This window comes from Allopontixanthobacter confluentis, assembly GCF_009827615.1.
In the GTDB taxonomy this organism is placed as follows: domain Bacteria; phylum Pseudomonadota; class Alphaproteobacteria; order Sphingomonadales; family Sphingomonadaceae; genus Allopontixanthobacter; species Allopontixanthobacter confluentis.
The window spans coordinates 78,763-103,119 of record NZ_WTYU01000002.1 but is presented as its reverse complement, the minus strand read 5'-3'; the positions used below and the strand labels follow the sequence as shown (position 1 = coordinate 103,119).

At 59.3% G+C, this 24,357-nt stretch carries 28 protein-coding genes; 12 read left to right on the top strand and 16 right to left on the bottom strand.

The window, feature by feature from the left end:
- Positions 1-88: 88 nt before the first annotated feature.
- Positions 89-574: a YaiI/YqxD family protein gene (locus GRI44_RS08830; protein WP_160601461.1), complete on the bottom strand. Its 486-nt coding sequence runs from the start codon at positions 572-574 to the stop codon at positions 89-91.
- Positions 575-825: 251 nt separating this feature from the next.
- Between GRI44_RS08830 and GRI44_RS08825 the strand changes: the two genes are divergently transcribed.
- Entirely contained in the window at positions 826-1,398 is a 573-nt protein-coding gene (locus tag GRI44_RS08825; RefSeq protein WP_160601460.1) for a fasciclin domain-containing protein, read from the top strand.
- A gap of 113 nt (positions 1,399-1,511) precedes the next feature.
- Here the strand turns inward: GRI44_RS08825 and GRI44_RS08820 are convergent, their stop codons facing one another.
- Both GRI44_RS08820 and GRI44_RS08815 read right to left on the bottom strand, forming a co-directional pair.
- Positions 1,512-1,829: an alkylphosphonate utilization protein gene (locus GRI44_RS08820; protein ID WP_160601459.1), complete on the bottom strand. Its 318-nt coding sequence runs from the start codon at positions 1,827-1,829 to the stop codon at positions 1,512-1,514.
- Positions 1,826-2,335: a GFA family protein gene (locus tag GRI44_RS08815; protein WP_332872393.1), complete on the bottom strand. Its 510-nt coding sequence runs from the start codon at positions 2,333-2,335 to the stop codon at positions 1,826-1,828. The genes GRI44_RS08820 and GRI44_RS08815 overlap by 4 nt, the downstream gene beginning before the upstream one ends.
- A 240-nt stretch (positions 2,336-2,575) precedes the next feature.
- On the opposite strand from GRI44_RS08815, the gene GRI44_RS08810 reads away from it, so the two are divergent.
- Both GRI44_RS08810 and GRI44_RS08805 read left to right on the top strand, forming a co-directional pair.
- On the top strand, positions 2,576-2,782 hold the full coding sequence (locus GRI44_RS08810) for a cold-shock protein (RefSeq protein ID WP_160601458.1): 207 nt from the start codon (positions 2,576-2,578) through the stop codon (positions 2,780-2,782).
- 91 nt (positions 2,783-2,873) lie between these two features.
- Positions 2,874-3,119: a hypothetical protein gene (locus tag GRI44_RS08805; protein WP_160601457.1), complete on the top strand. Its 246-nt coding sequence runs from the start codon at positions 2,874-2,876 to the stop codon at positions 3,117-3,119.
- Positions 3,120-3,344: 225 nt separating this feature from the next.
- Here the strand turns inward: GRI44_RS08805 and GRI44_RS08800 are convergent, their stop codons facing one another.
- Positions 3,345-4,799, bottom strand: a complete 1,455-nt coding sequence (locus GRI44_RS08800; RefSeq protein ID WP_160601456.1) for a S41 family peptidase — start codon at positions 4,797-4,799, stop codon at positions 3,345-3,347.
- A 251-nt stretch (positions 4,800-5,050) separates the two neighbouring features.
- On the opposite strand from GRI44_RS08800, the gene GRI44_RS08795 reads away from it, so the two are divergent.
- Positions 5,051-5,656 (top strand): YbhB/YbcL family Raf kinase inhibitor-like protein, encoded by a 606-nt coding sequence (locus tag GRI44_RS08795; protein ID WP_160601455.1) that lies wholly within the window; start codon positions 5,051-5,053, stop codon positions 5,654-5,656.
- A gap of 66 nt (positions 5,657-5,722) precedes the next feature.
- Entirely contained in the window at positions 5,723-5,974 is a 252-nt protein-coding gene (locus GRI44_RS08790) for an SWIB/MDM2 domain-containing protein (RefSeq protein ID WP_160601454.1), read from the top strand.
- Between the two features lie 32 nt (positions 5,975-6,006).
- Here the strand turns inward: GRI44_RS08790 and GRI44_RS08785 are convergent, their stop codons facing one another.
- Positions 6,007-6,411: a DoxX family protein gene (locus tag GRI44_RS08785; RefSeq protein ID WP_160601453.1), complete on the bottom strand. Its 405-nt coding sequence runs from the start codon at positions 6,409-6,411 to the stop codon at positions 6,007-6,009.
- A gap of 67 nt (positions 6,412-6,478) precedes the next feature.
- Complete coding sequence (locus tag GRI44_RS08780) at positions 6,479-6,766, bottom strand: DUF427 domain-containing protein (protein WP_160601452.1); 288 nt, start codon at positions 6,764-6,766, stop codon at positions 6,479-6,481.
- Between the two features lie 93 nt (positions 6,767-6,859).
- Here GRI44_RS08780 and GRI44_RS08775 point away from each other — a divergent pair, with 93 nt between their 5' ends.
- On the top strand, positions 6,860-8,176 hold the full coding sequence (locus GRI44_RS08775; RefSeq protein WP_160601451.1) for a dipeptidase: 1,317 nt from the start codon (positions 6,860-6,862) through the stop codon (positions 8,174-8,176).
- A 2-nt stretch (positions 8,177-8,178) separates the two neighbouring features.
- On the opposite strand, the gene GRI44_RS13885 is transcribed toward GRI44_RS08775, so the two are convergent.
- Together GRI44_RS13885 and dapD are read right to left on the bottom strand one after the other, a co-directional pair.
- Positions 8,179-8,490 (bottom strand): hypothetical protein, encoded by a 312-nt coding sequence (locus tag GRI44_RS13885; protein ID WP_202386288.1) that lies wholly within the window; start codon positions 8,488-8,490, stop codon positions 8,179-8,181.
- A gap of 87 nt (positions 8,491-8,577) precedes the next feature.
- Positions 8,578-9,417, bottom strand: coding sequence for a 2,3,4,5-tetrahydropyridine-2,6-dicarboxylate N-succinyltransferase (gene dapD, locus GRI44_RS08765; protein WP_160601450.1), 840 nt, complete (start codon positions 9,415-9,417; stop codon positions 8,578-8,580).
- A gap of 174 nt (positions 9,418-9,591) precedes the next feature.
- On the opposite strand from dapD, the gene GRI44_RS08760 reads away from it, so the two are divergent.
- Positions 9,592-11,997 carry a S8 family peptidase gene (locus tag GRI44_RS08760; RefSeq protein WP_160601449.1) on the top strand — a complete coding sequence of 802 codons (2,406 nt, stop codon included), beginning with the start codon at positions 9,592-9,594 and terminating at the stop codon, positions 11,995-11,997.
- Positions 11,998-12,002: 5 nt separating this feature from the next.
- Here GRI44_RS08760 and GRI44_RS08755 read toward each other — a convergent pair whose 3' ends face one another.
- The 5 genes from GRI44_RS08755 to GRI44_RS08735 are packed head-to-tail and all read right to left on the bottom strand — an operon-like array spanning position 12,003 to position 17,840.
- On the bottom strand, positions 12,003-13,082 hold the full coding sequence (locus tag GRI44_RS08755) for a phosphotransferase family protein (RefSeq protein WP_160601448.1): 1,080 nt from the start codon (positions 13,080-13,082) through the stop codon (positions 12,003-12,005).
- 15 nt (positions 13,083-13,097) lie between these two features.
- Positions 13,098-14,189 (bottom strand): Zn-dependent alcohol dehydrogenase, encoded by a 1,092-nt coding sequence (locus GRI44_RS08750; protein ID WP_332872430.1) that lies wholly within the window; start codon positions 14,187-14,189, stop codon positions 13,098-13,100.
- Between the two features lie 43 nt (positions 14,190-14,232).
- Complete coding sequence (locus GRI44_RS08745; protein WP_160601446.1) at positions 14,233-15,522, bottom strand: acyl-CoA dehydrogenase family protein; 1,290 nt, start codon at positions 15,520-15,522, stop codon at positions 14,233-14,235.
- A 30-nt stretch (positions 15,523-15,552) separates the two neighbouring features.
- Entirely contained in the window at positions 15,553-17,001 is a 1,449-nt protein-coding gene (locus GRI44_RS08740; protein ID WP_160601445.1) for an MFS transporter, read from the bottom strand.
- Entirely contained in the window at positions 16,998-17,840 is an 843-nt protein-coding gene (locus GRI44_RS08735; protein WP_160601444.1) for an SDR family NAD(P)-dependent oxidoreductase, read from the bottom strand. Before GRI44_RS08735 ends, GRI44_RS08740 begins: the two co-directional genes overlap by 4 nt.
- Positions 17,841-18,033: 193 nt before the next feature.
- Here GRI44_RS08735 and GRI44_RS08730 point away from each other — a divergent pair, with 193 nt between their 5' ends.
- From GRI44_RS08730 to GRI44_RS08720, 3 genes are all read left to right on the top strand, one after another.
- Positions 18,034-19,197, top strand: coding sequence for an acyl-CoA dehydrogenase family protein (locus GRI44_RS08730; RefSeq protein ID WP_160601443.1), 1,164 nt, complete (start codon positions 18,034-18,036; stop codon positions 19,195-19,197).
- 108 nt (positions 19,198-19,305) lie between these two features.
- Positions 19,306-20,445: an acyl-CoA dehydrogenase family protein gene (locus GRI44_RS08725; RefSeq protein WP_160601442.1), complete on the top strand. Its 1,140-nt coding sequence runs from the start codon at positions 19,306-19,308 to the stop codon at positions 20,443-20,445.
- A 22-nt stretch (positions 20,446-20,467) separates the two neighbouring features.
- Positions 20,468-21,262, top strand: a complete 795-nt coding sequence (locus GRI44_RS08720) for an SDR family oxidoreductase (protein ID WP_160602291.1) — start codon at positions 20,468-20,470, stop codon at positions 21,260-21,262.
- Positions 21,263-21,330: 68 nt separating this feature from the next.
- Here GRI44_RS08720 and gmk read toward each other — a convergent pair whose 3' ends face one another.
- From gmk to GRI44_RS08705, 3 genes are read right to left on the bottom strand one after another with little or no spacing between them, the layout of a single operon-like run.
- Positions 21,331-21,972, bottom strand: coding sequence for a guanylate kinase (gene gmk / locus GRI44_RS08715; protein WP_232843088.1), 642 nt, complete (start codon positions 21,970-21,972; stop codon positions 21,331-21,333).
- Between the two features lie 60 nt (positions 21,973-22,032).
- Entirely contained in the window at positions 22,033-22,440 is a 408-nt protein-coding gene (locus GRI44_RS08710; RefSeq protein WP_202386286.1) for a hypothetical protein, read from the bottom strand.
- Between the two features lie 47 nt (positions 22,441-22,487).
- Complete coding sequence (locus GRI44_RS08705; RefSeq protein WP_160601441.1) at positions 22,488-22,991, bottom strand: SspB family protein; 504 nt, start codon at positions 22,989-22,991, stop codon at positions 22,488-22,490.
- 128 nt (positions 22,992-23,119) lie between these two features.
- Between GRI44_RS08705 and hisB the strand changes: the two genes are divergently transcribed.
- Entirely contained in the window at positions 23,120-23,713 is a 594-nt protein-coding gene (gene hisB, locus GRI44_RS08700; RefSeq protein ID WP_160601440.1) for an imidazoleglycerol-phosphate dehydratase HisB, read from the top strand.
- Between the two features lie 8 nt (positions 23,714-23,721).
- Positions 23,722-24,351 carry an imidazole glycerol phosphate synthase subunit HisH gene (gene hisH / locus GRI44_RS08695; protein ID WP_160601439.1) on the top strand — a complete coding sequence of 210 codons (630 nt, stop codon included), beginning with the start codon at positions 23,722-23,724 and terminating at the stop codon, positions 24,349-24,351.
- Positions 24,352-24,357: the final 6 nt, after the last annotated feature.

Here is a 24,357-nt window from a genome sequence, read left to right as displayed (position 1 = left end):
GTCCTGGTTGATGTCCTGCGCGGCGCTGGCGGTCAAGCTGGCGGTCAATAAGTGTCGCCCGTTCAACCCAGCCGCACAGCCGTTCACATCATGGCATGCGCGCCAGTTTTACCAGCGCCAGATCCAGCGCCTGAAGGAATTGGGACCGGTCAGCCTTGCTGAACGGGGGTGGGCCGCCGATGATATCCCAGCCGGCGCGCAGATCTGCCATGATCGCCCGCGTGGCAATGGCGCCGCCGATGGATGCCGGGGTGAAGGGCTTGCCGGTGGGGGCCAGCACGCTGGCACCCGCCTTCAGCGCACGGTCGGCCAGCAGAATATCCGAAGTGATGACCACGCTGCGCGGATTGGCGGCTTCGGCAATCCAGTCGTCAGCGGCATCAAATGCGTCCGATACCGTGATGCGGGTGACAAGCTGGCTGTCGGGAACGCGGAAAAAACTGTTGCTGACAATCCATACCGGTATCTGGCGGCGCTGGGCCACGCGGTAAATTTCATCCTTTACAGGACACGCATCAGCATCGACCAGAATAGCGATAGCGCCTGAGGGGGTGGGGGGTGATTGTGGGGGCATATGCAGGCCAGCATGGCAGTGTGCCGCGCCGGGTCAAGCAGCTTTACAGCCATTTCTGACAGGCAGAGCCAGCCATGCAGCGCGCAGGGTAGCAGCAGCCTTGTACGATTATCTGCGATAAAAGCACACCCGTAGAAACAGAGCGGCAGAAACAGAATGCGCCAGTGCATCCGCAAGGCGGCCAGTTGCGTATCTTTACCTGCAGGACCGGTTTTCTGCGCTCGACATAATTTTGATCCAAGGGACTTACCATGAAATATTCTTCACTCGCATTCGCATCTGTTGCTGCAATATCGCTGGCGGCCTGTTCCGAACCTGCCCCTGTTGAAAATACCCAGGCCGACGAAACTGCCATGGCTGATACGATGACCAATGAAGCCGGCACCATCGTGGATGTGGCCAGCGGCAATCCTGACTTTGCCACGCTGGTGGCAGCAGTGACCGCGGCCGATCTGGGCACGACCCTGTCGGGCGCTGGCCCGTTTACCGTATTTGCGCCTACAGAAGCCGCCTTTGCCAAATTGCCTGAAGGCACGGTTGCCGAACTGACCAAGCCGGAAAACAAGGAAAAGCTGGCCGGCATCCTGACTTACCACGTGGTGTCCGGCAATGTGGATGCCGCATCCCTGACCAAGATGATCGAAGACAATGGCGGCAAGGCTGAACTGACCACGGTTGCCGGCGGCAAGCTGACTGCGGCAGTGGAAGCCGGCAAGGTCGTCCTGACCGATGCAGCAGGCGGCAAGTCCACCGTGACTGCGACTGACGTGGCCGCATCAAACGGCGTTATCCACGTGATCGACACGCTTGTCATGCCAGCGTGACCCGGTAAATTTTGCTGACTGCCGGTGTACCGGCAGGCATTGGCAAAATTTGCTACAGTGCAAGGGCGGGGCAGCGATATTGCAGTCCCGCCCGCATTTAAAAAAATTCTGACCTAGCGTTTGCGGACAAATTCCGCCCGCAGCACCAGCCCCTTTATGCCGGGGTAGCGGCAGTCGATTTCCTGTTCGTCGCCCGTCAGGCGGATCGATTTGATCACGGTGCCCTGCTTCAGTGTCTGGCCGGCGCCTTTCACCGTCAGATCCTTGATCAGTGTCACCTGATCCCCGTCTGCCAGCACATTGCCCACCGCATCGCGCACGACAATGGCATCATCGCCAGTGTCCGCCCCTGTCTTTGCCGCTTCGCTGGCTGGCAGCCATTCGCCGGTCGCTTCGTCATAGACATAATCATCGTCGGCGGCATTGCTCATGATTCGTTTTCGCTTTTCGTAAAGGTGAAACCGGCCGCGATCGCTTCTGCAATCACCTGCGCGCCAGTCTGTTTATCCGTCTCTTGGCTGAAGTCGTAAAAATCCGGCTTCTCATCAATGAATATCTGTTTGCCCATCTGGACCCCAGCGTCAAACGGGAACAGCCCAGCACAGAAACTGTAATGATCAGATGGCAAAAATCGGAAATAGAGGTTGCTGCCGCAAATGGAACAAAACGCACGCTCTGCCCATGATGAGGACTGATAGACCGTCACAAAGCCATGCCCATTTATCGCGTAAGAACAGCTGCTTACGCCCATGAATGGACCGCCGCCCCACTGCCGGCACATGGTGCAATGGCAAATCTCAGCCACAGATTTCGGCTCGGCAAGGGTAACCGAAACCGCCCCACACAGGCAGCCGCCGGTTATTTTACCATGCGTTTTTGCAACCATGTCATTCATCCTTTTGTCCAGCACCGGCAAGGTAAATGAAATCTCTGTCACGACAAATGGCGCGCCCTTTCAAAGCAGGGCAAGAGGCGCGAATCTTTTAAAATTATGGTTTTGGGCAAAGGCGTGCTACATACTCCGTGCTGACGTCGAATACACGACGGACTTCGACGATACCGGCCCGGTTTAAACATCGGGCCAACAGCGACGACTTCCTTTTTCGAAACGACCATAAGCACTCCCGCCCCGCAATTCTGCGTGCGGGCACACTACGTTTCTCGAAGGGAAACCACTATGCCTACTGGAACAGTCAAGTTCTTCAATACCGACAAGGGCTTCGGCTTCATTCAGCCTGAAGATGGCGGCGATGACGCATTCGTGCACATCACTGCTGTTCACGCTGCTGGAATGCAGACGCTGGATAAAGAACAGCGCGTAAATTACGAACTGGAAACAGGTCGTAACGGCAAGACCTCTGCGGTCAACCTGACGAACGCCTAATCGGTTTTGACAGGTCTGGGGCTGCGGCATTGCGCTGCGGCCCCACCACCTTTGCCTACCCCTTGAACTGCCACCTGCCGGGAAAGTACCGATGAGCCAGTCTTTCGAATTTTATCAGGAACGTGCCGAAGCTGCCGCGAAGGAAGCCAAGGAAGCGACTCTTGAAAATGTGCGTGAACGCGCACTTCGGTCCGAATCCGCATGGCGTGATATGGCCGACCGTGCCCGCGAAACCGATCGCGAACGCAAAATTGCCGATAAGGCGCGCGCTGAACGGCGCGAAGCAGAAGCCCAGGCCGCTGAAGAGCGTGCCGCTGCTGCAGAATTGGCTGAATAAGACTGCATCCGGCGCGGTATCCCGCGCTGGAGCCAACTTACCGCGAATTCATTTAGCGCCCAGCTTTTCAGCGACAGCATTTCAGCGCCAGCTTTTTAGCGCCGGCGTTTCAGCACCCAACTTTTGCGCTCTCGCCCAAGGCCAGGATGGCCTTGCAGAGCAAATCTGGCGTGCGGCCGATTATCCCTAACCCAAAATAGGCCCGTAATCAGATACGGCCCGGTATCAGAAAAGACCGGGCACTTCGCGCTGTGCGGGTGAGGGAGCCTTGGGCTGCAGAATCTCCCGGCGCGGGGTTACGGCCTGTGCGCCCTGCTTGCCCGCAGTGGCCGTAATGGGCGTGCAGACCCCGCCGCGCAGATAGGTCAGCGCTGATGCCACCGATGCCTCGGCAGGATCGCCCAATTGCGCGCTGATGTCATCATTCGCGCTGCAGGTCTGCGGCACGACCGATGCAAGGCCGGTGTAATATTCACCCTGACGATCGGCGTTTTCGGTCTTGAATACCACGGCGCGCAGGCGGTCATCGCAGGCGGCAAGATCAAACCCATACTGGCCCACCGGCTTGCCAAATGTGTTGGTCCCGACCAGTGCCATATTGGAGCCAAGATAGGGAATGAAGGCATTGGCCACCAGTTCGCTGGCCGAGGCTGTGCCGCCCCTGCCGATGAAGGCGATTTTGGTGGGCGCGATTGCTTCCGGCTGGGTTCCGAACAGATCGGTCGTGTTCTCGCTCGCCTTGGACGGGCGCAGGGTGGTGTAACTGAACACCTGGCCAACCTTGTCGCGGCCCATCAGATCGCCCATCAATTCTGCAATGCGGACCAGCCCGCCGCCATTATAGCGGAAATCCACGATGACTTCGGTTACGCCCTTGGCCCTGAAATCTGCGAATGCAGCGCGCAGATCAGGTTCGGCTGTGTCGATGAATGTCCGCAGATTGACATAGCCAACCAGCTTGCCACCATCATTCAGCACCTTGGCGCCATATCGGTTCGATACAGGATCCAGCGAATAATCCGCCTTGGTCACGCTGACTTCGCGAACAATGCCCGAATTGTCGCGAATGCGGAAAACGCGGCTCACGCCCGGCGTGGAAGGCCCAAGGGCGTTGATCACGGCCTCCGGTCCGCCTGACGCCATCAGGGCGGAAATATCCTGCAATGTGCCTGCGTTGACCCCAACCGCCAGAAGTTCAACCCCGCGATCAAAGCCCAGCGCCAATGCGGGGCCTTGCTCAAACGCCTCGATGATAAACACGCGGTTGGCGCTGGTGTCATAACCCAAGCGGAAGCCGAAACCTGCGCTGGAGCCTGAATTGAAGAAGGCGTTTTCTTCCTTGATCGAGGTGATGTAGGTGAAAAAGCGATCCTTCGATTGCGCCCGTGCCGGGGCAACCAGGGCATCGATATAATCCTGCAGCTGGGTGTAATTGGACCTGTTTACCGAAAGGTCGAGCAGTTCGGGGAAGAGATACCATTCGTTGAGCACATCAACGACAAATTGCTGCCGGTTTGCCAGCGAACATTGTGACGTGGTGGGCGTGGGTGTGGGCGTTACCCCGCCGCCGCCGCCGGATATGGGGCCGGAGCTGCTTTTACCGCCGCCGCCGCCGCACGCGGCCAGCGATCCAGCGACCAGAAGGCTGATGGAAGTGCGCGCTATCTGCCTGAGACCCATATGCTTTCTCCGCTACCCGACCTGCAGTATTTCATCGCCTGTCTGCCGTGGGAAGATGCCGCTGTAAATTGTGCCGGGCAAGGCTTTGTCGGAAACTTCCACCAATTTTGATGGTTTACGGATGAAGGAAGCGCCAGATTATGCGTAAATCGGGGCCTCTGTGGTGGAAAACCCTAGTTTTTTGGGTCTCCGAGGGTCGCCGGGTTGCTTTGATGGGCCTAGTGTGTGGATAAGTAAGGAGAATGCCTCAAATGCCCGAACACGTCCCTGCATGGCTTGCTGCCGCGCTCAAAAATGTCCGCGCAGGACATGGCAAGCTGACTGTGGCGCAGCTTGCCAGTGAACGTGATCTCGGCCGTTCCGGATTTGCCCTGACCAGCCCTGCATTTGCCAATGGTGCCGAACTGGACCCATGCTTTACAGCGCAGGAAGAAGATGCCGTTGCGCCGCCGCTGGAATGGAACGCGCCGCCTGCCGGCACGCAGGAACTGGCCATCATTGTCGAAGATGCCGATGCCATGTCGGGCGGCGAGCCATTGTGCCACTGGCTGGTATGGGGGCTGGCCCCGCAAAAGGGCAAATTGCTGGAAGGCGAAGCGCCCCCGCGCGTGGGCAAGAATGCCCGGAAGAATTCCGAATGGTTGCTGCCTGACCCGCCGCTGGGCGATGATGCTCATGATTACGTGTTCCAGATTTTCGCTCTCGACCTGCCGCTGACATTGATGCCGGGCGCCGGGCGAAAGGAACTGGTGGCTGCCATGCAAGGGCATGTCATCGGCACTGCCGTGCTTACCGGGACCTACGCCCGGGATGAGGACGATGATGACGCGTGGGATGAAGACGACGAAGACGCCTGATAGCGCACGGCCCGGAAACGGGAGCGATGGCAGGCTGATATTACCAAACAAGGAAGGACCTAAATAATGGCTGGCAAGAACAACGCATTGCAAAAACCCGTCACGGTTTCACCGGAGCTCGAAAATGTCATCGGCAAAGGCCCGCTGACACGCGCTCAGGTAACCTCGAAAGTATGGGAATATATCAAGGCGAACGATCTTCAGGATGCCAAGGACAAGCGCCAGATCAACCCTGATGACAAGTTGGGCGCCGTTATCGGCAAAGAACAGATTTCCATGTTCAAGATGACGGCTGCTGTGTCCAAGCACCTCACCTGATAATCAAAAGGGGGGCGGTGTGATGCTGCCCTTCACCTGCTGCGCGGGCGGAATGGCCACCCGGTTACTCCGCCCGCCCACAGGGCAAGCCAGATGATCACCGGCTGTGCGATCATCCGTGGCACATGATAGCCAAGACCAAGCCCGCTATCGGCGCGTGCCATGTCCATCGCGAAATGGTTGATATTGGCTGGCCACACACACAGCGCATATAAAGCAAGGCCGATGGCCGCCGCGCGCCTGAGGCGCAGCGACCAGGGCTGGACCAATCCTGCAGCCCCCACAAGCTCTGCCACTCCGGTCCAGAAGACCACCGCGTCGGGCCACATGACCCATGCCGGCGTGATCTTCAAAAACGCATCTGGCGCATAGATATGCAGATATCCGGCAATGGCATAAATCACCGCGAGCACTGTTCTTGTGACCGTGCGGATCATAAAGTATGCCTTTGGAGCCAGCCATGTGCCCGGCCTTCCCGCCTGAGGGCCAATGTTTGCCCTGCGGTCACGCCTGCGTAACCTCTACCCCTTTCCAGAAAGCGATGTGCCCGCGAATTTGTGCCGCTGCATCCTTGGGTTCAGCATAATACCACGCGGCATCGCGGTTGGTTTCACCGCCCACTTCCAGCGAGTAATATTGCGCTGTACCTTTCCACGGGCAGACAGTGGCCGTGTCACTGGGGCGAAGGAAATCCATATCAACTGCGGTAGCGGGGAAATAATGATTACCTTCAACCACCACGGTCGCATCGGACCGGGCGATGACCTGCCCATTCCACATTGCCTGCATCATGCACTTATTTCCTTGTTGCTGCACTGAAGACGGTTACCAATAGCACTCGATTGATCCGTCCTGCCCGCGCCACCTTACAGCAGAGTGTCCGATATGAAAAATACAGCTGCATTTCTGCTCATGGCTTTGCTGGCAGCGCCTGCCCTGTCCCAGAACGTGGAACCAGCACCGCAGACTGCCTCCAAGGCAACAGACGCGGAGCGTGCGGACAGGGTGGCGCAGGCGGCATTGGCCGCAACGCCAGTGTGGGACGGGCATAATGACGTGCCCGAACAATTACGCATACGATATCGCAACATGATCGATGATTTCGATTTCCGCGATACCAGCGGCATCGCCACCCAAACGCCCGATCACGCGGCAATGCACACTGATCTTGTGCGATTGCGCAAAGGGAGGGTCGGCGCGCAATTCTGGTCGGTCTACGTGTCTGCGGGTCTGCCCGAAGCGGAGGCTGTCCAGGCGACGCTTGAACAGATTGATGTAATGGACCGGCTGATTGCCCGCTATCCTGACGATCTGATGCTGGCGCGCAGTTCTGCCCAAGTGGAAGCGGCAATGGCCAAAGGCAGAATTGCATCTCTTCTGGGAATGGAGGGGGGGCACTCGATTGGTTCAAGCCTGGCAGTCCTGCGCCAGATGTACGGGCTGGGCGCACGTTACATGACGCTGACCCATTCCAAAAACACGCCTTGGGCGGACAGCGCAACCGATGTCCCGGCGCATGGCGGGCTGACGCCGTTTGGCCGCGATGTGGTGCGCGAAATGAACCGGCTGGGGATGCTGGTGGACTTGAGCCATGTGAGCGAAAAAACCATGCATGATACGCTGGATGTGGCCGCTGCGCCTGTCATTTTCAGCCATTCCGGCGCGCGCGGCGTAAACGGGCACGCGCGTAATGTGCCGGACAGCGTGCTGCGCCGTCTGCCGGATAATGGCGGCGTGGTGATGGTGGTGGGCTACGCCCCGTTTGTGGACGAGGATTTGCGCCAATGGCAAAGCAGGCTGGCTGCCGAAAGCGCACGGTTGAAGGCATTGTTTCTGGGGCAACCGGACATGGTTGAAACGAACATCACTGCCTGGCTGGCAAGCAATCCGCAGCCGCAAGCGACCATTGCGGATATGGCGGACCATATCGACCATATCCGCACCATGGCAGGCATGGACCATATCGGCATCGGCGGGGATTATGACGGGATGGATATTGTGCCGGTCGGGATGGAGGACGTGGCATCTTACCCCGCATTATTCACCGAACTGGCGCGGCGCGGATATTCGCAGGCTGATCTTGAAAAAATTGCGTCACGCAACATCATGCGCGTGCTGAAAGGGGCTGAAGCCTACGCTGCTGCGCAAAGCCGTCAGCCCCCTGTCGAAACGCCATTGCCCGCAGTCAGCGAGCCGTCATAAAATCAGTTTTCGATGGTGCCGACCGGCGCATTTCCGTCGTCATTGTTGCTGCCAACATCGCCAACCGTTTTGGCATCATCGCTGACAATACTGTCCGTGCCGTCATTTTCCGCTTCCTGCGCGGCCATGGTGCCGCTTGCGGTGATTTCGCTTTCCGCATCGTCCTGCGATGCAGCGCCGAACATCCAGATGGCTGACAGCAGCACGATTGCCAGCACCAGGCTGATGCCCAGCACATAGCGCATTACGCCGGTGCTTTCGCCGCCGCGCACTTCATCTGTTTCTATGTGAACTTCGTCGCCTTGCCGTTCCATCGGAATGGTCCCCTAAATTAATCGCGATCCGGATTATGTCGCATTTACGTTCTTGCTGGCAGAATGTTCCACCAGGCCAACCTGCGATCAGTCTCGCAGCAATTCATTGATGCCGGTCTTGGCCCGCGTCTGCGCGTCCACTGTCTTAACAATAACCGCGCAATACAGCGATGGGCCCATGCTGCCGTCTGGCAAGGGCTTGCCGGGCAGCGAACCGGGCACGACCACGGCATAGGGCGGCACGCGGCCAATGTGAATTTCGCCCGTCGCCCGGTCGATGATCTTGGTCGACGCGCCCAGAAACACCCCCATGGAAAGCACCGCGCCCTGGCCGACAATGACGCCCTCGGCCACTTCGGAACGGGCGCCTACAAAGGCGCCATCCTCGATCACCACTGGGCCTGCCTGCAGCGGCTCCAACACGCCGCCAATGCCGGCACCGCCCGAAATATGCACATTTTTGCCAATCTGCGCGCAGCTGCCGATTGTGGCCCAGGTGTCCACCATGGTGCCTTCATCAACATAGGCGCCGATATTGACGAAGCTGGGCATCAGCACCGCGCCCTTGCCAATGTAACTGCCGCGCCGCGCCACTGCGCCAGGCACCACCCGGAAACCGGCATCGCGAAAACGGTTTTCGCCCCAGCCTGCAAATTTGGATGGCACCTTGTCAAAAGCAGGCGCGCCCGCCGCCCCATGGTCCATGATGACATTGTCATTGAGGCGGAATGACAGCAGCACCGCTTTTTTCAGCCATTGGTTTACCTGCCAGCCGCCATTGCCATCGGGCTGGGCGACACGTGCCGTGCCGCTGTCCAGCAATTCCAGCGCGTCATTGACCACGGCTGCCACATCACTGCTGGCAGGGGTGACATTTGCGCGGTTTTCCCATGCAGCTTCGATGGCGGTTTCAAGTTCGTTGGTCATGATGGCAGCTTCCGCATTGGTCTTGTCAGGCGTTTTGCAGCTGCTACCCGCCCATGGCACTGCGGGCAAGGTTCCTCATCACTCCCAAGGAGCCGTGCGGTGCGTGGGGGTTTGTTCAGGCAGTAGTTACCTTTTGCTTCCTATATCTACGCGTCAAAGCTGAGGGTCCGGAATATGGCTGCAATTGATGGTGTATCGGCGCGGCTGCGCCTTGGCTGCGCGCTTGCCGTGCTGGTTAGTCTGTCTGCCTGCGGCGGAGGGGGCGGGTCCGGCGGCGGAAATGTGATCAGCACGCCCAATCCCGCTCCGGCCCCGACCCCTGTTCCGACGCCAACGACTACTCCGGCCCCAACGCCTACGCCCACTCCGCCCCCCACCAATTTCGATACGGCGGAATTCCGCCGGTCAGACGGGCCCGGGTTCCATAATGCGGTAACCGCATGGACTGCTGGAATTACCGGCGCGGGCGCGACCATCGCCATCATTGATACAGGGATCGACATCGACAGCCCTGAATTTGCCGGCCGCGTGCATACAGGGTCGGCCGATGTGGCGAGCAATCGCGGCGTGAACGCAGAAGACGACCACGGCACCAATGTGGCCATGATTGCCGCGGCAGCGCGGGACAACACCGGCATTGTCGGCATTGCCTATGGCGCCAATATCCTTGCGCTGAGGGCGGATGAACCGGGCAGCTGTGCGTCCGAAACGCCCGAAGCGCTGGATGGCTGCCTGTTTGATGACCGCGATATTGCTACCGGCGTGGACCGCGCGGTCAGCCTGGGCGCCAAAGTCATCAACCTCAGCCTGGGCGGCGGAAACCCCAGCCGCGTGGTGACAGACGCCATCAGCCGGGCCGCGGCTGCTGGCGTGGTTATCGTGGTGTCAGCGGGCAATGATGGCGATTCCACCGAAGCGGGGATCGATCCTGCCCAGCCCGATCCCTTCGCCAGTGGCCTGCTGGCGGCGGGCGGGGCCAATGTCATCATCGTGGGATCAGTGACAGAAGCGGGCGAATTTTCTGCCTTCAGCAACCGGGCTGGCAATAATGCGGTATCGTTCCTGTCGGCGCGGGGCGAACAGATCTGCTGCGTTTATGACAACGGCCAGATACGCATCACCACAGACGCCAGTGGCGACCGGTTTGTGACGGTCATTTCCGGCACCAGCTTTGCCGCGCCGCAAGTGGCAGGCGCGGTGGCATTGCTGGCGCAGGCATTCCCCAATCTGAGCGGGCGGCAGATTGTCGAAATCCTGCTCACCTCCGCGCGCGATGCGGGGGCCGCAGGCATTGATGCCACCTATGGCCGCGGCATTCTGGACATTGCGCGTGCCTTTGCCCCGCAGGGAACCACGCGGCTGGCCGGCAGCGGAACCGCGCTGGCCCCGGCAGACAATACCGGTCAGGCATCCTCGCCCATGGGGGATGCGATGCTGAATGTCGGGATTGAAACCATCATGACCGACAAATATGACCGCGCCTACGCCTATGATCTGGGCGCGGGCTTGACCGGCGCATCGCTGCGGCCCCGGCTGCTGGCGGCGGTGGAAACACGCGGGCGGCGCGTGGCAGCATCTACCAAAGGTCTGTCCATGGCCTTCACCATCAGCGATACAAGCCAGCAACAGAGCAGCGTTTCGGCGGTCAGCCAATTGCGCCTGACGCCGGAGGGTGCAGATGCCGCGCGTGTGCTGGCGGCCCGTGTGGCATTGCAGATCGACCCTGCGACCATGCTCGGCTTCGCTTTTGCCGAAAGCGCTGATGGGCTGGTGGCGCAAGTGCAGGGGCAGGAACGCCCGGCATTCATGATTGCCAGTAGCGCCAGCGGCGACAACGGATTTGTAAAAAGTGCTGACGCATCTTTCGCCCTGCGCCGCCAGGTGGGAGATTGGGGCCTCACCCTCAGCGCGGAAAGCGGTGCTGCCGTGCTGACGCGCCAGCGCGCCGGAACGCCTGCCTTGCAGCAGCCGGAAGACCGCAACGTCCGCAATTTCGCATTGTCCGCAGATCGCCGGTTCGGGCCAGTCGAAGCCGCGCTGGGCCTTGGCTGGATGGCGGAAAGCGACACGGTTCTGGGCGCCTATTTCCACCGCGCATTGGGCGCATCAGGGGCAGATACGATGTTTGCCGATGCCAGCGCCAGCCTGTCGCTCGCGCCGCAATGGCGCCTTGGCGCTGCCTACCGCCAGGGCATTACCCGCGCTCGCCAAAGCGGACTGGTCGCCGGTGGATCCGACTTTGCCAGCAACGGCTGGTCATTCGACATCACGCGTGCGGCCCTGTTTGTTCCGGGCGATACGCTGGGCCTGCGCCTATCACAGCCATTGCGCGTCAGCGGGGGCGGGCTCAATCTGAACCTGCCGGTGTCCTATGATTATGGCACGCAAACCGCCGGTTTCGGCATTCGCCGCTTGTCGCTGGCCCCGCAGGGCCGCGAAATGATGGGCGAAATTGCCTGGCGCGGGCCGCTGATGGGCGGCAATGCTGCGGCCAGCCTGTTCTATCGCAAGGACCCGGGACATTACAGCGCGGGCCCTGACGATAGCGGTGTGGCCGTCAGATGGACGCGCGATTTCTGATCGCGTCAGTCCAGCCCGGCAGTGGCGGGCATCCCGGCCTTGATCGCAAATTCATAGGCGCGGTCCACCAGCGGACCCACCCGTTCGGACATTTCCCGGGCATGCGAACTTGATGCCGTGCCATCGATGACGCGTTTCTTGATGCCCTGGATGATGCCTGCCAGCCGGAACAGATTATAGGCAAAATACCAATCCATCGGCGGCACCGGAAAACCGGTGCGCGTAACATAGCGGTCCACCGCTTCTTCCATGGTCGGAATGCCCAATGCCTGGTGATCCAGCCCGCCAATGCCGGCGCGCCCGTCCACCGGGCTGATCCAGTTCAGCATGAGGTAGGAGAAATCCGCAATCGGATCTCCCAGAGTGGATAATTCCCAGTCCAGCACGGCAATAACGCGAGGCTCTGTCTTATGGAAAATCATATTGTCCAGCCGGTAATCGCCATGGGCAATGCCATTTCCATGCTGCGGCGGGATGGTCGTGGGCAGCCATTCAATCAGCCGGTCCATTTTGGGAATGCTCTCGGTTTCGGAAAGCTTATATTGCTTTGACCAGCGCGAAATCTGCCGTGCGCAGTAATCCGTGGGCTTGCCGAAATCGGACAGGCCAATATCATCCGGATTTTTCAGGTGAAGATCGGCGATTGTATCGATCATGGCGTTATAAATGGCGCCGCGTTCGTTGGGCTCGCAACCGGGCAGGGAACCGTTCCACAGCGACCGGCCATCAGCCAGCCCCATGATGAAGAATTTGGAACCCAGCACGTCTGTATCTTCGCACAGGCCATAGGCCCGCGGCACTGGAAAGCCGGTGGGGTAGAGCGCGGCCATGGCGCGATATTCCCGGTCCACCGCATGGGCAGAAGGCAGCAATTTGCCGAACGGCTGACGGCGCAGCACATAGGACTGCGCCGGCGTATCAATCCGGTAGGTGGGGTTGGATTGCCCGCCTTTGAACTTGGTAATGGTCATGGGGCCGGCAAAGCCTTCGACGTTCGCTTCCATCCACGGGGTCAGCTTTGCTTCGTCCAGCCGGTCTTTTTCCGGCACTTCGACAGTGCCGACCATTTCTTTTTCGTAATCCATTATCCGGCCCTGTCCTTACGTATCGAATACGATGACCGAACGGGCTGAACGGCCAGCGCGCATTGCGTCAAAACCTTCATTCACCTGATCAAGGGTGATCCGTTCGGCAATGATGGTGTCGAGATCAAGCAGGCCGCGCAGGTAGAAATCCACCAGCCGCGGCAGGTCCACGGGGAAATGGTTCATGCCCATGATCGCGCCTTGCAGCTTTTTCCCGCTGAGGAGGTCCATCGCGCCCAGACCCACTTTGCAATCCAGCGGCATCATGCCCAGAATCGTGGCGGTGCCGCCGCGGCGCAGGATCTGCACTGCCATATCGGCAGAGGCCTGACGGCCAACTGCCTCGATCGCGTGATGGACTCCGCCGCCGGTCATGGCGATGATCTGTTTTACAGCGCCATCTGCACCGGGGTCAATCACATCGGTCGCGCCAAGGACTTTGGCCAGTTCCCGCTTTTCCGGCATCGGGTCTACTGCGATGATGCGGCCGGCACCGGCAATCATGGCTGAATTGACAGCGGCAAGGCCAACCCCGCCGCAGCCGATCACAGCCACGGTTTCACCCGGCACCAGCTTGCAGGCGTTGAAAATGGTGCCAGCGCCCGTGGTGACAGCGCAGCCCAGCAGGGCCGCACGGTCCATCGGCATATCCTTGTCGATGGCAACGCAGGCATGTTCGTGGATCAGCATTTTCTCGGCAAAGGCGGACAGGTTGAGCATCTGGTTCACCACCTGCCCGTCGCTGCCCATCAGGCGTGCGCCATCGCCTGCCTGCCGGCGGGTGTCACCGCCCAGGCACAGCGCCATGCGGCCCGTCACGCAAAATTCGCAATGGCCGCAGAAAGCGGAAAGGCAGGAGACCACGTGGTCCCCCACCTTTACCGTTTTCACTTCGCTGCCCACCGCTTCGACCACGCCTGCCGCTTCATGGCCCGGAACTGCGGGCAATGCATGGGGATAGGCGCCGTCAATGAAATGCAGGTCAGAATGGCACAGCCCGCAGGCCGCCGTCTTGATCAACACTTCATGCGGGCCAGGTTCGGCAATCGTCACTTCTGAAATGACGAGTGGCTTGCCTGGCTGTTCGAGGATGGCAGCTTTCATGATAGTCCTTCTTGTCTTGTCTGCCCCCGTTGCCAGAGGCGTTTATTCAGCGGGTGGCACCCATATCGCCTGAACTGAAACCGGCATCGGCATCAGGGGCGGGGGCGTGACGGGCAAATTCCATCCGCGCAATGGCGCGCGCATGAACTTCATCGGGACCATCGGCAAGGCGCAGGGTGCGCTGATGGGCATAGGCTTCGGCCAGGCCGAAATCATCGGACACACCGCCGCCGCCATGCGCCTGGATTGCATCGTCAAGAATACGCAGAGCCATGTTGGGGGCCTGCACCTTGATCATGGCAATTTCCTGCGCCGCGGCCTTGTTGCCGACCTTGTCCATCATGTCTGCGGCCTTGAGGCACAGCAGGCGAGTCATCTCGATGTCGATCCGTGCCTGCGCAATGCGCTGTTCCCAAACCGAATGTTCATACAGCTTCTTGCCGAATGCCGTGCGCGACTGAAGGCGCTTCGCCATTTTCGCGATCGCTTCTTCGGCAACGCCAATGGTGCGCATGCAGTGATGAATGCGGCCAGGCCCGAGGCGGCCCTGCGCAATCTCGAAACCGCGGCCTTCGCCCAGCAGCATGTTCGAAACCGGAACGCGAACATTGTTCAGCGCGATTTCCATGTGGCCATGGGGTGCATCATCATAACCGAACACCGGCAGATGGCGTTCAATCACCACGCCTTCGGCATCCAGCGGCATCAGCACCATCGATTGCTGCTGGTGGCGCTTGGCTTCGAAATCGGTTTTGCCCATGACGATGGAAATGGTGCAACGCGGATCGCCAGCGCCCGAAGACCACCATTTGCGGCCATTGATGACATATTCGTCGCCTTCGCGGACAATCGAACATTCGATATTGGTCGCGTCGGAACTGGCCACGTCCGGCTCTGTCATCAGGAAGGCGGAACGGATTTCGCCGTTCATCAGCGGGGCCAGATATGTGTCCTTCTGCTCGCGCGTGCCATACCGGTGGAATACTTCCATATTGCCGGTATCAGGCGCGGAACAGTTGAACACTTCGCTGGCCCAGCCAATGCGGCCCATTTCTTCTGCACACAGCGCATATTCGAGATTGGTGAGGCCCGGACCTTCGAATTCGAAGCTGTCATCCACGTGGCTGCGGCCAGCCTGCGGCGGCATGAACAGGTTCCAGATGCCCTGCGCCTTGGCGCGGGCCTTTTCCTCTTCGATCACCGGCAGCACTTTCCAGCGTTCGCCTTCGGCTTTCTGCTGCTTGTATTCGCCATGGCGTGGGCGGACATGGGCATCGATGAAATGGCGCACCTGGTCGCGCCAGTGCGTTTGCCTGTCGGTAAGATCGAAATCCATATTTGATATCCTCTGTTGGTTTGAAAGAATTCAGGGAACTACGCCGCCTGCGTCGATGTTGCCGCGGGCCGCAGCATCAAGAGTTTTCAGGGTCGCTTCGTGATCATCGCGGGTGATGGGGAAACGCCGCAGCCAATATGCGGAGAACAGTGCCAGACCTATCGACGCGGCGATATAATAGATTGTCAGATTATCGAGCACAGCAGCCGCCACTTCGCCGGGCTTCGCATTATCAGGCATTCCTGACAGTTTGATCATCATGCCGGCCAGAAAAATGCCCACGCCTGTTGCACATTTCTGCACAAACCAGTTTCCTGAATAGAACGAGCCTTCTGCCCTTCGTCCGGTGCGAACCTGGAATGCCTCGACAATTTCAGCGACCATGGAAGACGCAGAAATCATCACCGTGACGGCAAAGACATTGCTGACAAGGACAAAGCCCAGGATCAGCGCAGTCGATAAAGTCCCGCCAATTTCCGGCCACGCGCCCGCCAGCCTCAGCACATAGGGTGTGGTCCATAAGGTCAGCGATACAAGCGTTGCCCAAAAGGCGGTTCGCGGTTTGCCGAACCTTTCGTGCAGGCTGCCGATGGTGAGGAACACGATCAGCACGCTGACAAACAGGACCAGCGGGTAAATGATGAAAGCTGTCTGGGTAAATTCCCACACGAACAGATATAGATAGTTGGTGATGGCAAATGTCATGCCCTGGCTGATGAAGGCACCCAGTGCGCCCGCAGCGAGAATGAGAAATGCGCGCTCTGAAAATGCTTCGTAAATTTCCGAAAAGGCCACTTTGAGCGAAAATGGTGGCGGTTTCTGCGTTGGCAGATGCGCCACGCGCTTATGCTGTCCCAACGCCGAGATGACCACGGACAGGAAGATAAGAACCCCGCCCAGCACGCCAAAGCTGACATAACCTTCGCGCTGCAGCATCTCGTCGCCAGGCAGGAACACGATATACGCCAGCAGCAGCATGATCAGCCCGCCGCTCCACCCGAACAGATAGCGATAGCGGAACAATGTCGTGCGCTCGACATAATCGCTGGTCAGTTCTGGCACCAGCGCCACCGAGGGCACTTCGCAAGCCGACAGCAGCATCCGCACCAGCACGCACACCATCAGCAGACCAAGGAAACTGGGCGGCCCGTCAATCGGCGGGGACCACAACAGCGCCCATGCAATTGCCAGCGGCAGCGCGGCTGCATACAGCCACGGCAGCCTTCGCCCCCACCGCGTATAGGTGCGGTCAGACAGGTTGCCCAGCATGGGATCAATCATGGCATCGATGATCAGCGCCAGGCCCAGCGCAGCGCTGACCAGCCCCGCATCCATGCCCAGCACCTGATTGTAGAAAATCAGCAGGAATACGGAAAAGCCGTTATCCTTGACCCCGAAAGCAACGGCGCCAAAGCCGTGATACAGTTTCAGCCTGAGGGGTAAAAGTCCATTTGCCGTGGCTGATCCTTCGTTCTTCACGCAGCGCCCTCGCGCATGACACGAAGCGCTTCGAACAGGTCAGGTTCCGCCGGATCCCAACTGTGCCGGGGGCCAATGGTCAGGCCGCCATCGACGATGATGGAGGTGCCATTGATGAAGGTCGCATCATCGCTGGCCAGAAATGCGGCCGCTTTGGCAATGTCTTCCGGCTGGCCGCCGCGGGCCACAGGCTGTGCCGCTTGCGACATCTGGGCAATTACTGCCTTGGCATCGCCCACCATTTCAGCCGGCATTTCCAGCGACGAAGTGAAGATGTTGGTGTTGATGAAACCGGGCTGGATGGCATTCACGCGGATCTGGTGCCTGGCCAGATCGGCAGCGGATGTCTTGGTCAGATGCAGCACGCCGGCCTTGGCCACGGCATAGGCATTGGGCGAATATCCCGGCCCCACGGCGGCCACGCTGGATGTGTTGACAATGGATGGATTGGCCCGCCCGATCATGTGCGGCACGGCATAGCGGATGCCAAATGCGACTGACCTCAAAAGCAGGTCCATCGTCCAGTCCCAGCCATCCGGTTCGATTTCGTCGATTGGGGCCATGTCGCCGCCGGCACCGGCATTATTGAAGACAATATCGATGCCGCCAGTGTCTGCCGCCGCGCGGTCCATCAGCGCCTTGATGCTTTCAGTGGAGGTGACATCGCAATGCTGGAATGTGATCGATCCGTTGGACTGGGCAGCCAGTTCAGTGCCGCCTTTTTCATCGATGTCAGCAGCAAAGACATGGGCGCCTTCACCGGCAAAAAGCATGACTGCTGCCTTGCCAATTCCTGACGCTGCACCAGTGATAATCACGGTTTTTCCCGAGAATCGCATCATCCACTCCTGCTTGTTTTTATACCGTGCAGCTTAGGCTTGGCATCCGCCCCGTCAATGCGAAGCGTGTTGACGCTACGGCACAGGGCAAAGTCACCGACATGCTTGCGGCATCGGCCGTTTTGCCTTTAACGTAAGCGGCAATTGAGCAGCCGTTTTGGACGGACTGCCGCCGAGTCGAGAGGAAACTGAAATGGCAGATCTGGATACATTCCGCAGCGAGACACGCGCATGGCTGGAGGCCAATTGTCCTGAAGAAATGCGCCAGCCGGTCCGCGATGAGGAAGACGTATATTGGGGCGGCCGCCGCGCGACGTTCAAGAATGAGGCGCAAAAATCCTGGTTCGAAGCCTGCGTTGCCAAGGGCTATACCGTGCCTGCATGGCCAAAGGATTATGGCGGCGCTGGCCTGGACGCTGGCGAAGCCAAGGTGCTGCGCGAGGAAATGTCCCGCATCAATGCGCGCCCGCCGCTGTCCAGCTTCGGCATCTGGATGCTCGGCCCTGCGCTTCTGCATTTCGGCACGGAAGAACAGAAGAAACATTATCTGACCCAGATTGCCCGCGGCGAAATCCGCTGGTGTCAGGGCTATTCCGAGCCAGGTTCCGGCTCCGATCTGGTTTCGCTCCAGACCTATGGCGAAGACCAGGGCGATCACTGGGTGGTCAACGGCCAGAAAGTGTGGACATCCTACGCCGATCAGGCGGACTGGATTTTCTGCCTCGTGCGGACGGACAAGACGAACAAGTATCAGGGCATCACTTTCATGCTGTTCGACATGGAGACACCGGGCGTTTCGACCAAGCCAATCCTGCTCATCAGCGGCAACAGCCCGTTCTGCGAAACCTTCTTCGATGATGTGAAGGTGCCCAAGGACCAGTTCGTGGGTGAAGTAAACCGCGGCTGGGACGTGGCGAAATATCTGCTCGGCCATGAACGGGAAATGATTTCGGGCGCAGGCGGCGGGGACCGCACGGCGGCCATCGGCGCGGCCATGCTGCGCCATGCGGGCGAGTTGGACCCGATGCTGCGCGCCGAACTGGCAATGTTCGACGTGGATGCACTGGCCTATTCTGCGATGGGCGAAAAATTCCTCGATGAAATCAAGGTGGGCAAGGCGCATCCCGCACAGCCCAACACGATGAAATATGCCGGCACAGAGCTGAACAAGCGCCGGCACGAGTTGATGATGTCGGCAGGCGGCAGCCGCAGCCTTGAATGGGATAGTGAAGAAACAGGCGGCGGCAAGCCATCGCGCGGCTGGTTGCGGACCAAGGCCAATTCCATCGAAGGCGGCACCAGCGAAGTCATGCTGAACGTGATTTCCAAGCGTATCCTGGACCTTCCGGGAAGCTAGTATCCGGCAATGTGCCCCGGGCCGGTGCCCGGACGACGCGATAACGGGCGGCTGCGGCCGCTCGCAATACCGGACCAACTCCGGATTGAAGACATTAGGGAAAATGGAATGCCACTGTACCACGACGAAGATCAGGCAATGCTGGCCGATAGCGCCAGCCAGTTCATGGCCGAAGAAGGGTCGATCAACAAGCAGCTGCGCCATTGGCGCGACCGCGACTGCAAGGATGGTTTCGGCCATGAATTGTGGAAGCAGTTCGGGGAAATGGGCTTCACTGGCATTTTGGTTGCCGAAGATGATGGCGGGCTGGGGATGGGCCATGTCGAAGCTGGTATCGTGCTGGAGGAAATCGGCCGCAACCTGACCCCGTCGCCATTCCTGACCAGCTCCGTGCTGGCGGCAACCGCCCTGGGGCAAGCCAGCGATGATTTGCGCGGCCGCTATCTGCCAGGGCTGGTGTCGGGTGACAGCGTTTTTGCCGTCGCCATTGATGAAGGTGCAAAGCACCGGCCCGAACGGATAAAAACGCGCGCGGAAAAATCCGGCAATGGCTTCAGGCTTTCGGGCAAGAAGGATTTTGTCATTCATGGCGCCAGCGCAGACATGATCGTGGTGGCGGCGCGCACTTCGGGCGCTGATGATGATGCAGACGGCATCACCCTGTTCGCCGTGCCGAAGGACGTAGCTGGCCTCAGCCAGGTTGCCGTGCGGCTGGTGGATAGTTCCATGGCCACGCATCTCACGCTGGATGGGGTGGACCTTGATGGCGACGCCGTGATTGGCGAAGTCGATGGTGGCCGCGAAATCCTCAACCGGATGCTCAACGCAGGCCGCATCGGTGCCGCCGCAGAAGGCGCGGGCGTGGCGCGCGGCGCGATGGACATGACGATCGATTATCTCAAGCAGCGCAAGCAGTTCGGCAAGCTGATTGGCGAATTCCAGGCATTGCAGCACCGTGCAGCGCATCTTTATTCCGAAGTCGAAATTGCCCGCGCAGTGGTGATCAAGGCCCAGCAATTGCTGGACGCTGATGCGCCAAGCGCAGAACTGATGGTGTCGGTTGCCAAGGCCAAGGTGAGTAAGGTTGCGGGGCTGGCGGTGCGCGAAGGCGTGCAGATGCACGGCGGCATCGGCATGACCGATGAATATGACATCGGCCTGTATATGAAGCGCGACCGGGCATTGCAGGAATTTCTGGGTGATGCCTATTATCACGCCGAACGCGTGGCCCAGATTAGCGGTTATTGAGGCATTTCGGAGAGAGATTATGATGGATATCGGTAAACTTTTCAGCCTCGAAGGGCGCGTTGCACTGGTGACAGGCGGTTCGCGCGGCATTGGCAAGATGATCGTCGAAGGCTTCCTCGCCGCTGGCTGCGCACGGGTGTACATCACCGCGCGGAAGGTTGATGAAATCAACGCCACGGTCGAAGAATTCGGCGACAGGGTGATTGGCCTGCCAGGCGATATTTCCAACATGGAAGGCATCCAGCAACTGGCGGACCAGATTGCAGAGCGGGAAGACAAGCTGGATATTCTGGTCAACAATGCAGGCGCTGCCTGGGGCCAGGAATTCGAGGAATTTTCCGAAGCGGGCTGGGACCGCACCATGGACCTTAACGTGAAAACGCCGTTCTTCCTGACGCAGAAGCTGTATCCGCTGTTGAAGGCAGCAGCCACGGCAGAGCGTCCGGGCAAGGTCATCAACATCGCCAGCATCGATGGTCTGCGGATCAATCCGTGGGAAACCTACCCCTATCAGGCGTCCAAGGCGGCCATCATCCACCTGACCCGCCGGCTTGCCGGACGGCTGGTGAAGGACAATATCTTCGTCACTGCCATTGCGCCGGGTGCATTCCCCAGTTCCATGAACCGGGCTGCGCGTGACCATGCGGACGAATCGGCGGCGGGCATTCCGTCCAAGCGTGTCGGCACGTCCGAAGACATGGCAGCAGGCGCGATTTACCTTGCCAGCCGTGCGGGCGATTATGTGATCGGTGAAACGCTGGCGATTGATGGCGGGATCGTAAACGCCCATCTGCCAAGCCATTTTGCCAAGCCGTAACGGCTGAACCTAATTTCCAAATCCTGCCGCCGCGTTCCTTTGCGTAAAGGAGCGCGGCGGAATTGTGTTCAGCGCATCAATTCCCGCACGAAATCGACCAGACCCGTCTGGCGGGCGCGGCGCATGCGTTCCGAATGCAAAATGCCGGTTACCTTGTCGAAACAGGCGTCGATATCATCATTGATGACGACGTAATCATATCCGTCCCAATGGCTGATTTCAGACCGGGCGCGGGCCATGCGTGCGGCCACGACATCGGCGCTGTCCGTGCCGCGTGATGCCAGCCTGCGCTGCAATTCACCAATGCTGGGCGGCAGCAGGAAAACACGGACAACGTCCACTTCCATCCGCTGATACAATTGCTGGGTCCCCTGCCAGTCAATGTCGAACAGATAGTCATGGCCCGATTTAAGGCCCGCTTTCAGCTCTGCCTTGGGGGTGCCGTATAAATGGCCGAATACTTCGGCCCATTCCAGGAAATCGCCCGCTTCCACCTTGCGTTCGAATTCCGCCTTGTCGCAAAAGTAATAGTCCTTCCCTTCCACTTCACCCAGCCTGATCGGGCGCGTGGTGTAGGAGACTGACAGACGGATTTCGTCATCTTGTGCAAGAATACGCCGCGCGATGGTCGTTTTGCCTGCCCCGGAGGGGGACGACAGAATGAACATGAGGCCGCGGCGTTGCAGCGTATCGGGATTCGGTGAGGTCATGGCTGCTCTTGCGACGAGCAGCCATGCAAAATCAACCCCGTGGCAATGCCAGCCGGGTGTTTATTCTTCGGACTGCTTGTCCAGCGCCTTTTCACCGGCCCTGCGGGAGGACCGGCGTGACTGGCTGCGATCGAACAGGGTCTTGGCCAGCAATCCGCCGCCAACGACGAGCGCACCGGGAAGGGAACGCGTGGCCAGTTTCGTCACGCCGTAAGCTGCCAGAGTGTGCAGCAGCGAGCGGTTTTCGACAATCGCCTTGGCTTTGGCGGGGTCGTAACGCCGCCGCAGAATGCCCTTTTCCACCGTCTGGCGCGCAAGCCGGCCGACACTGCGAAGCATGATATCGTTGATGATCAGATTGGTGCTGGGGTTGGTGCTGGGGCCAGCGATTTCATTGGACGGGCCGTTTACTTTACGGGCTGCCTTGTTGAACTTGCCTGCTGCCTTGTCAGTAATGTGTTTTTTCATTTTTGCCCCATCCTGCGCCCGCCGGCACGTCATGCTGGCATTGCAGATTATTTTTTCCGGCCAAAATCAACCGTGACGACATTGGAGCCGTCTTCACTGCCAATAACGGCTTCATCGCCGCCCTGTTCCGACAAATCATTCTCGGCATCGTCGTGAACTTCCGGCGCCATGTCAGACACGGTCGCCTGAAACTGCAGGCCAAAATCCACTGCCGGATCGACAAAGGCCGTGATCGCGGAATAGGGAATGTCCAGTTTTGCAGGCATCTGGTTGAAACTGAGGCCCACGGTAAAGCCGTCCTCATCGACGCCCAGATCCCAGAATTTGTTCTGGATCACGATGGTCATCTCATCAGGAAAACGTTCGCGCAGATGCTGCGGGATCGATACGCCGGGCGCCGCTGTCTTGAACGTAATGTAGAAATGATGGTTGCCCGGCAAGGTGCTGCCATTGTCACGGATTTCTCCCAGGACACGGCCAACCACGGCACGAAGGGCTTCCTGCACGATCTCGTCGTACGGTATCAGGCTGTCTGGCGCATCGTCGCTCATATCGGGTGCTAGGTGGCGTCCAGTTGGCCTGTGGTCAAGCCGGAATAGCCGAGTTTTGTCCGAAAGGTTTGTTTTTGCCGCCAGCAGACGCTTGCGCGAATGCCAGCCATGCGTATAGCCCGCTACCCATGCGCACCGCCAGAATAGCCCGCAATACGTCCGAAACGAAGATTGCCATCGAAGTGAATCTCGATGGTAATGGCACGTATGACATTTCCACCGGGATCGGCTTTCTTGACCATATGGTCGAACAGTTTTCCCGCCATTCGCTGATCGATGTCACCATGAAGGTGGATGGCGATCTGCATATTGACCAGCACCACACCACCGAAGACAGTGCGATTGCGCTGGGTCAGGCGTTGGCACAGGCGATGGGCGACAAGGCCGGCATTGGCAGATATGGCAACGTCTATTCCCCGATGGATGAAACGCTGGCGCGGGTTGCGCTGGACATTTCCGGGCGGCCATATCTGGTGTGGCGTGCAGGCTTCAGCCAGGAAAAGCTGGGCGAATGGGATACCGAACTGATTGAACACTGGTTTCATTCGGTGGCCCAGGCAGCGGGCATCACGCTGCATATTGAACTGTTGTACGGCCACAACAACCACCACATTTGCGAAGCGATCTACAAGGGTTTCGCCCGCGCGATGCGCAGCGCGGTGGAACTTGACCCGCGCAAGGAAGGCGCTGTGCCATCCACCAAGGGCCAGCTTGGTGGCTGATCCCGCGCATGGCTGACCAGATCGCCCTCATTGATTACGGTGCTGGCAATCTTCATTCGGTGCATAATGCGCTGAAAGCTGCAGGCTGCACCGATGTTGCCGTGACTGCCGATCCTGCCGTGGTCCGCAAGGCTGCAAGAATTGTCTTGCCGGGCGTTGGATCATTCGGTGCCTGCGCGAATGGGCTGCGCGCGATAGAGGGCATGGTGGATGCGCTGGATGAACGGGTCCGCCGTGATGGCACGCCGTTTCTGGGAATTTGCGTGGGCATGCAATTGCTTGCCACCCGCGGGCTGGAACATGGCGCGACCAGCGGGCTGGGCTGGATTGCAGGCGAAGTGCGCGCCATCGAAGTAACCGACCCTGCGATCAAAGTCCCGCATATGGGGTGGAATGATGTCGCCCTGCCAGCGCATGACCGTTCGGCCGGGCTGATCGAGGAAGGGGAGGCGTATTTTCTCCATTCCTATCATTTCGTGCCGGAAAACGGCCATGACATTGCCGCCATGACCGACCATGGCGGCGGCATTGTCGCGGCAGTGGCGCAGGATAATATCGTCGGCGTGCAGTTCCACCCGGAGAAAAGCCAGTCTTACGGCCTTTCCCTGCTCACACGCTTTCTGGAATGGAAACCATGAAAAGAG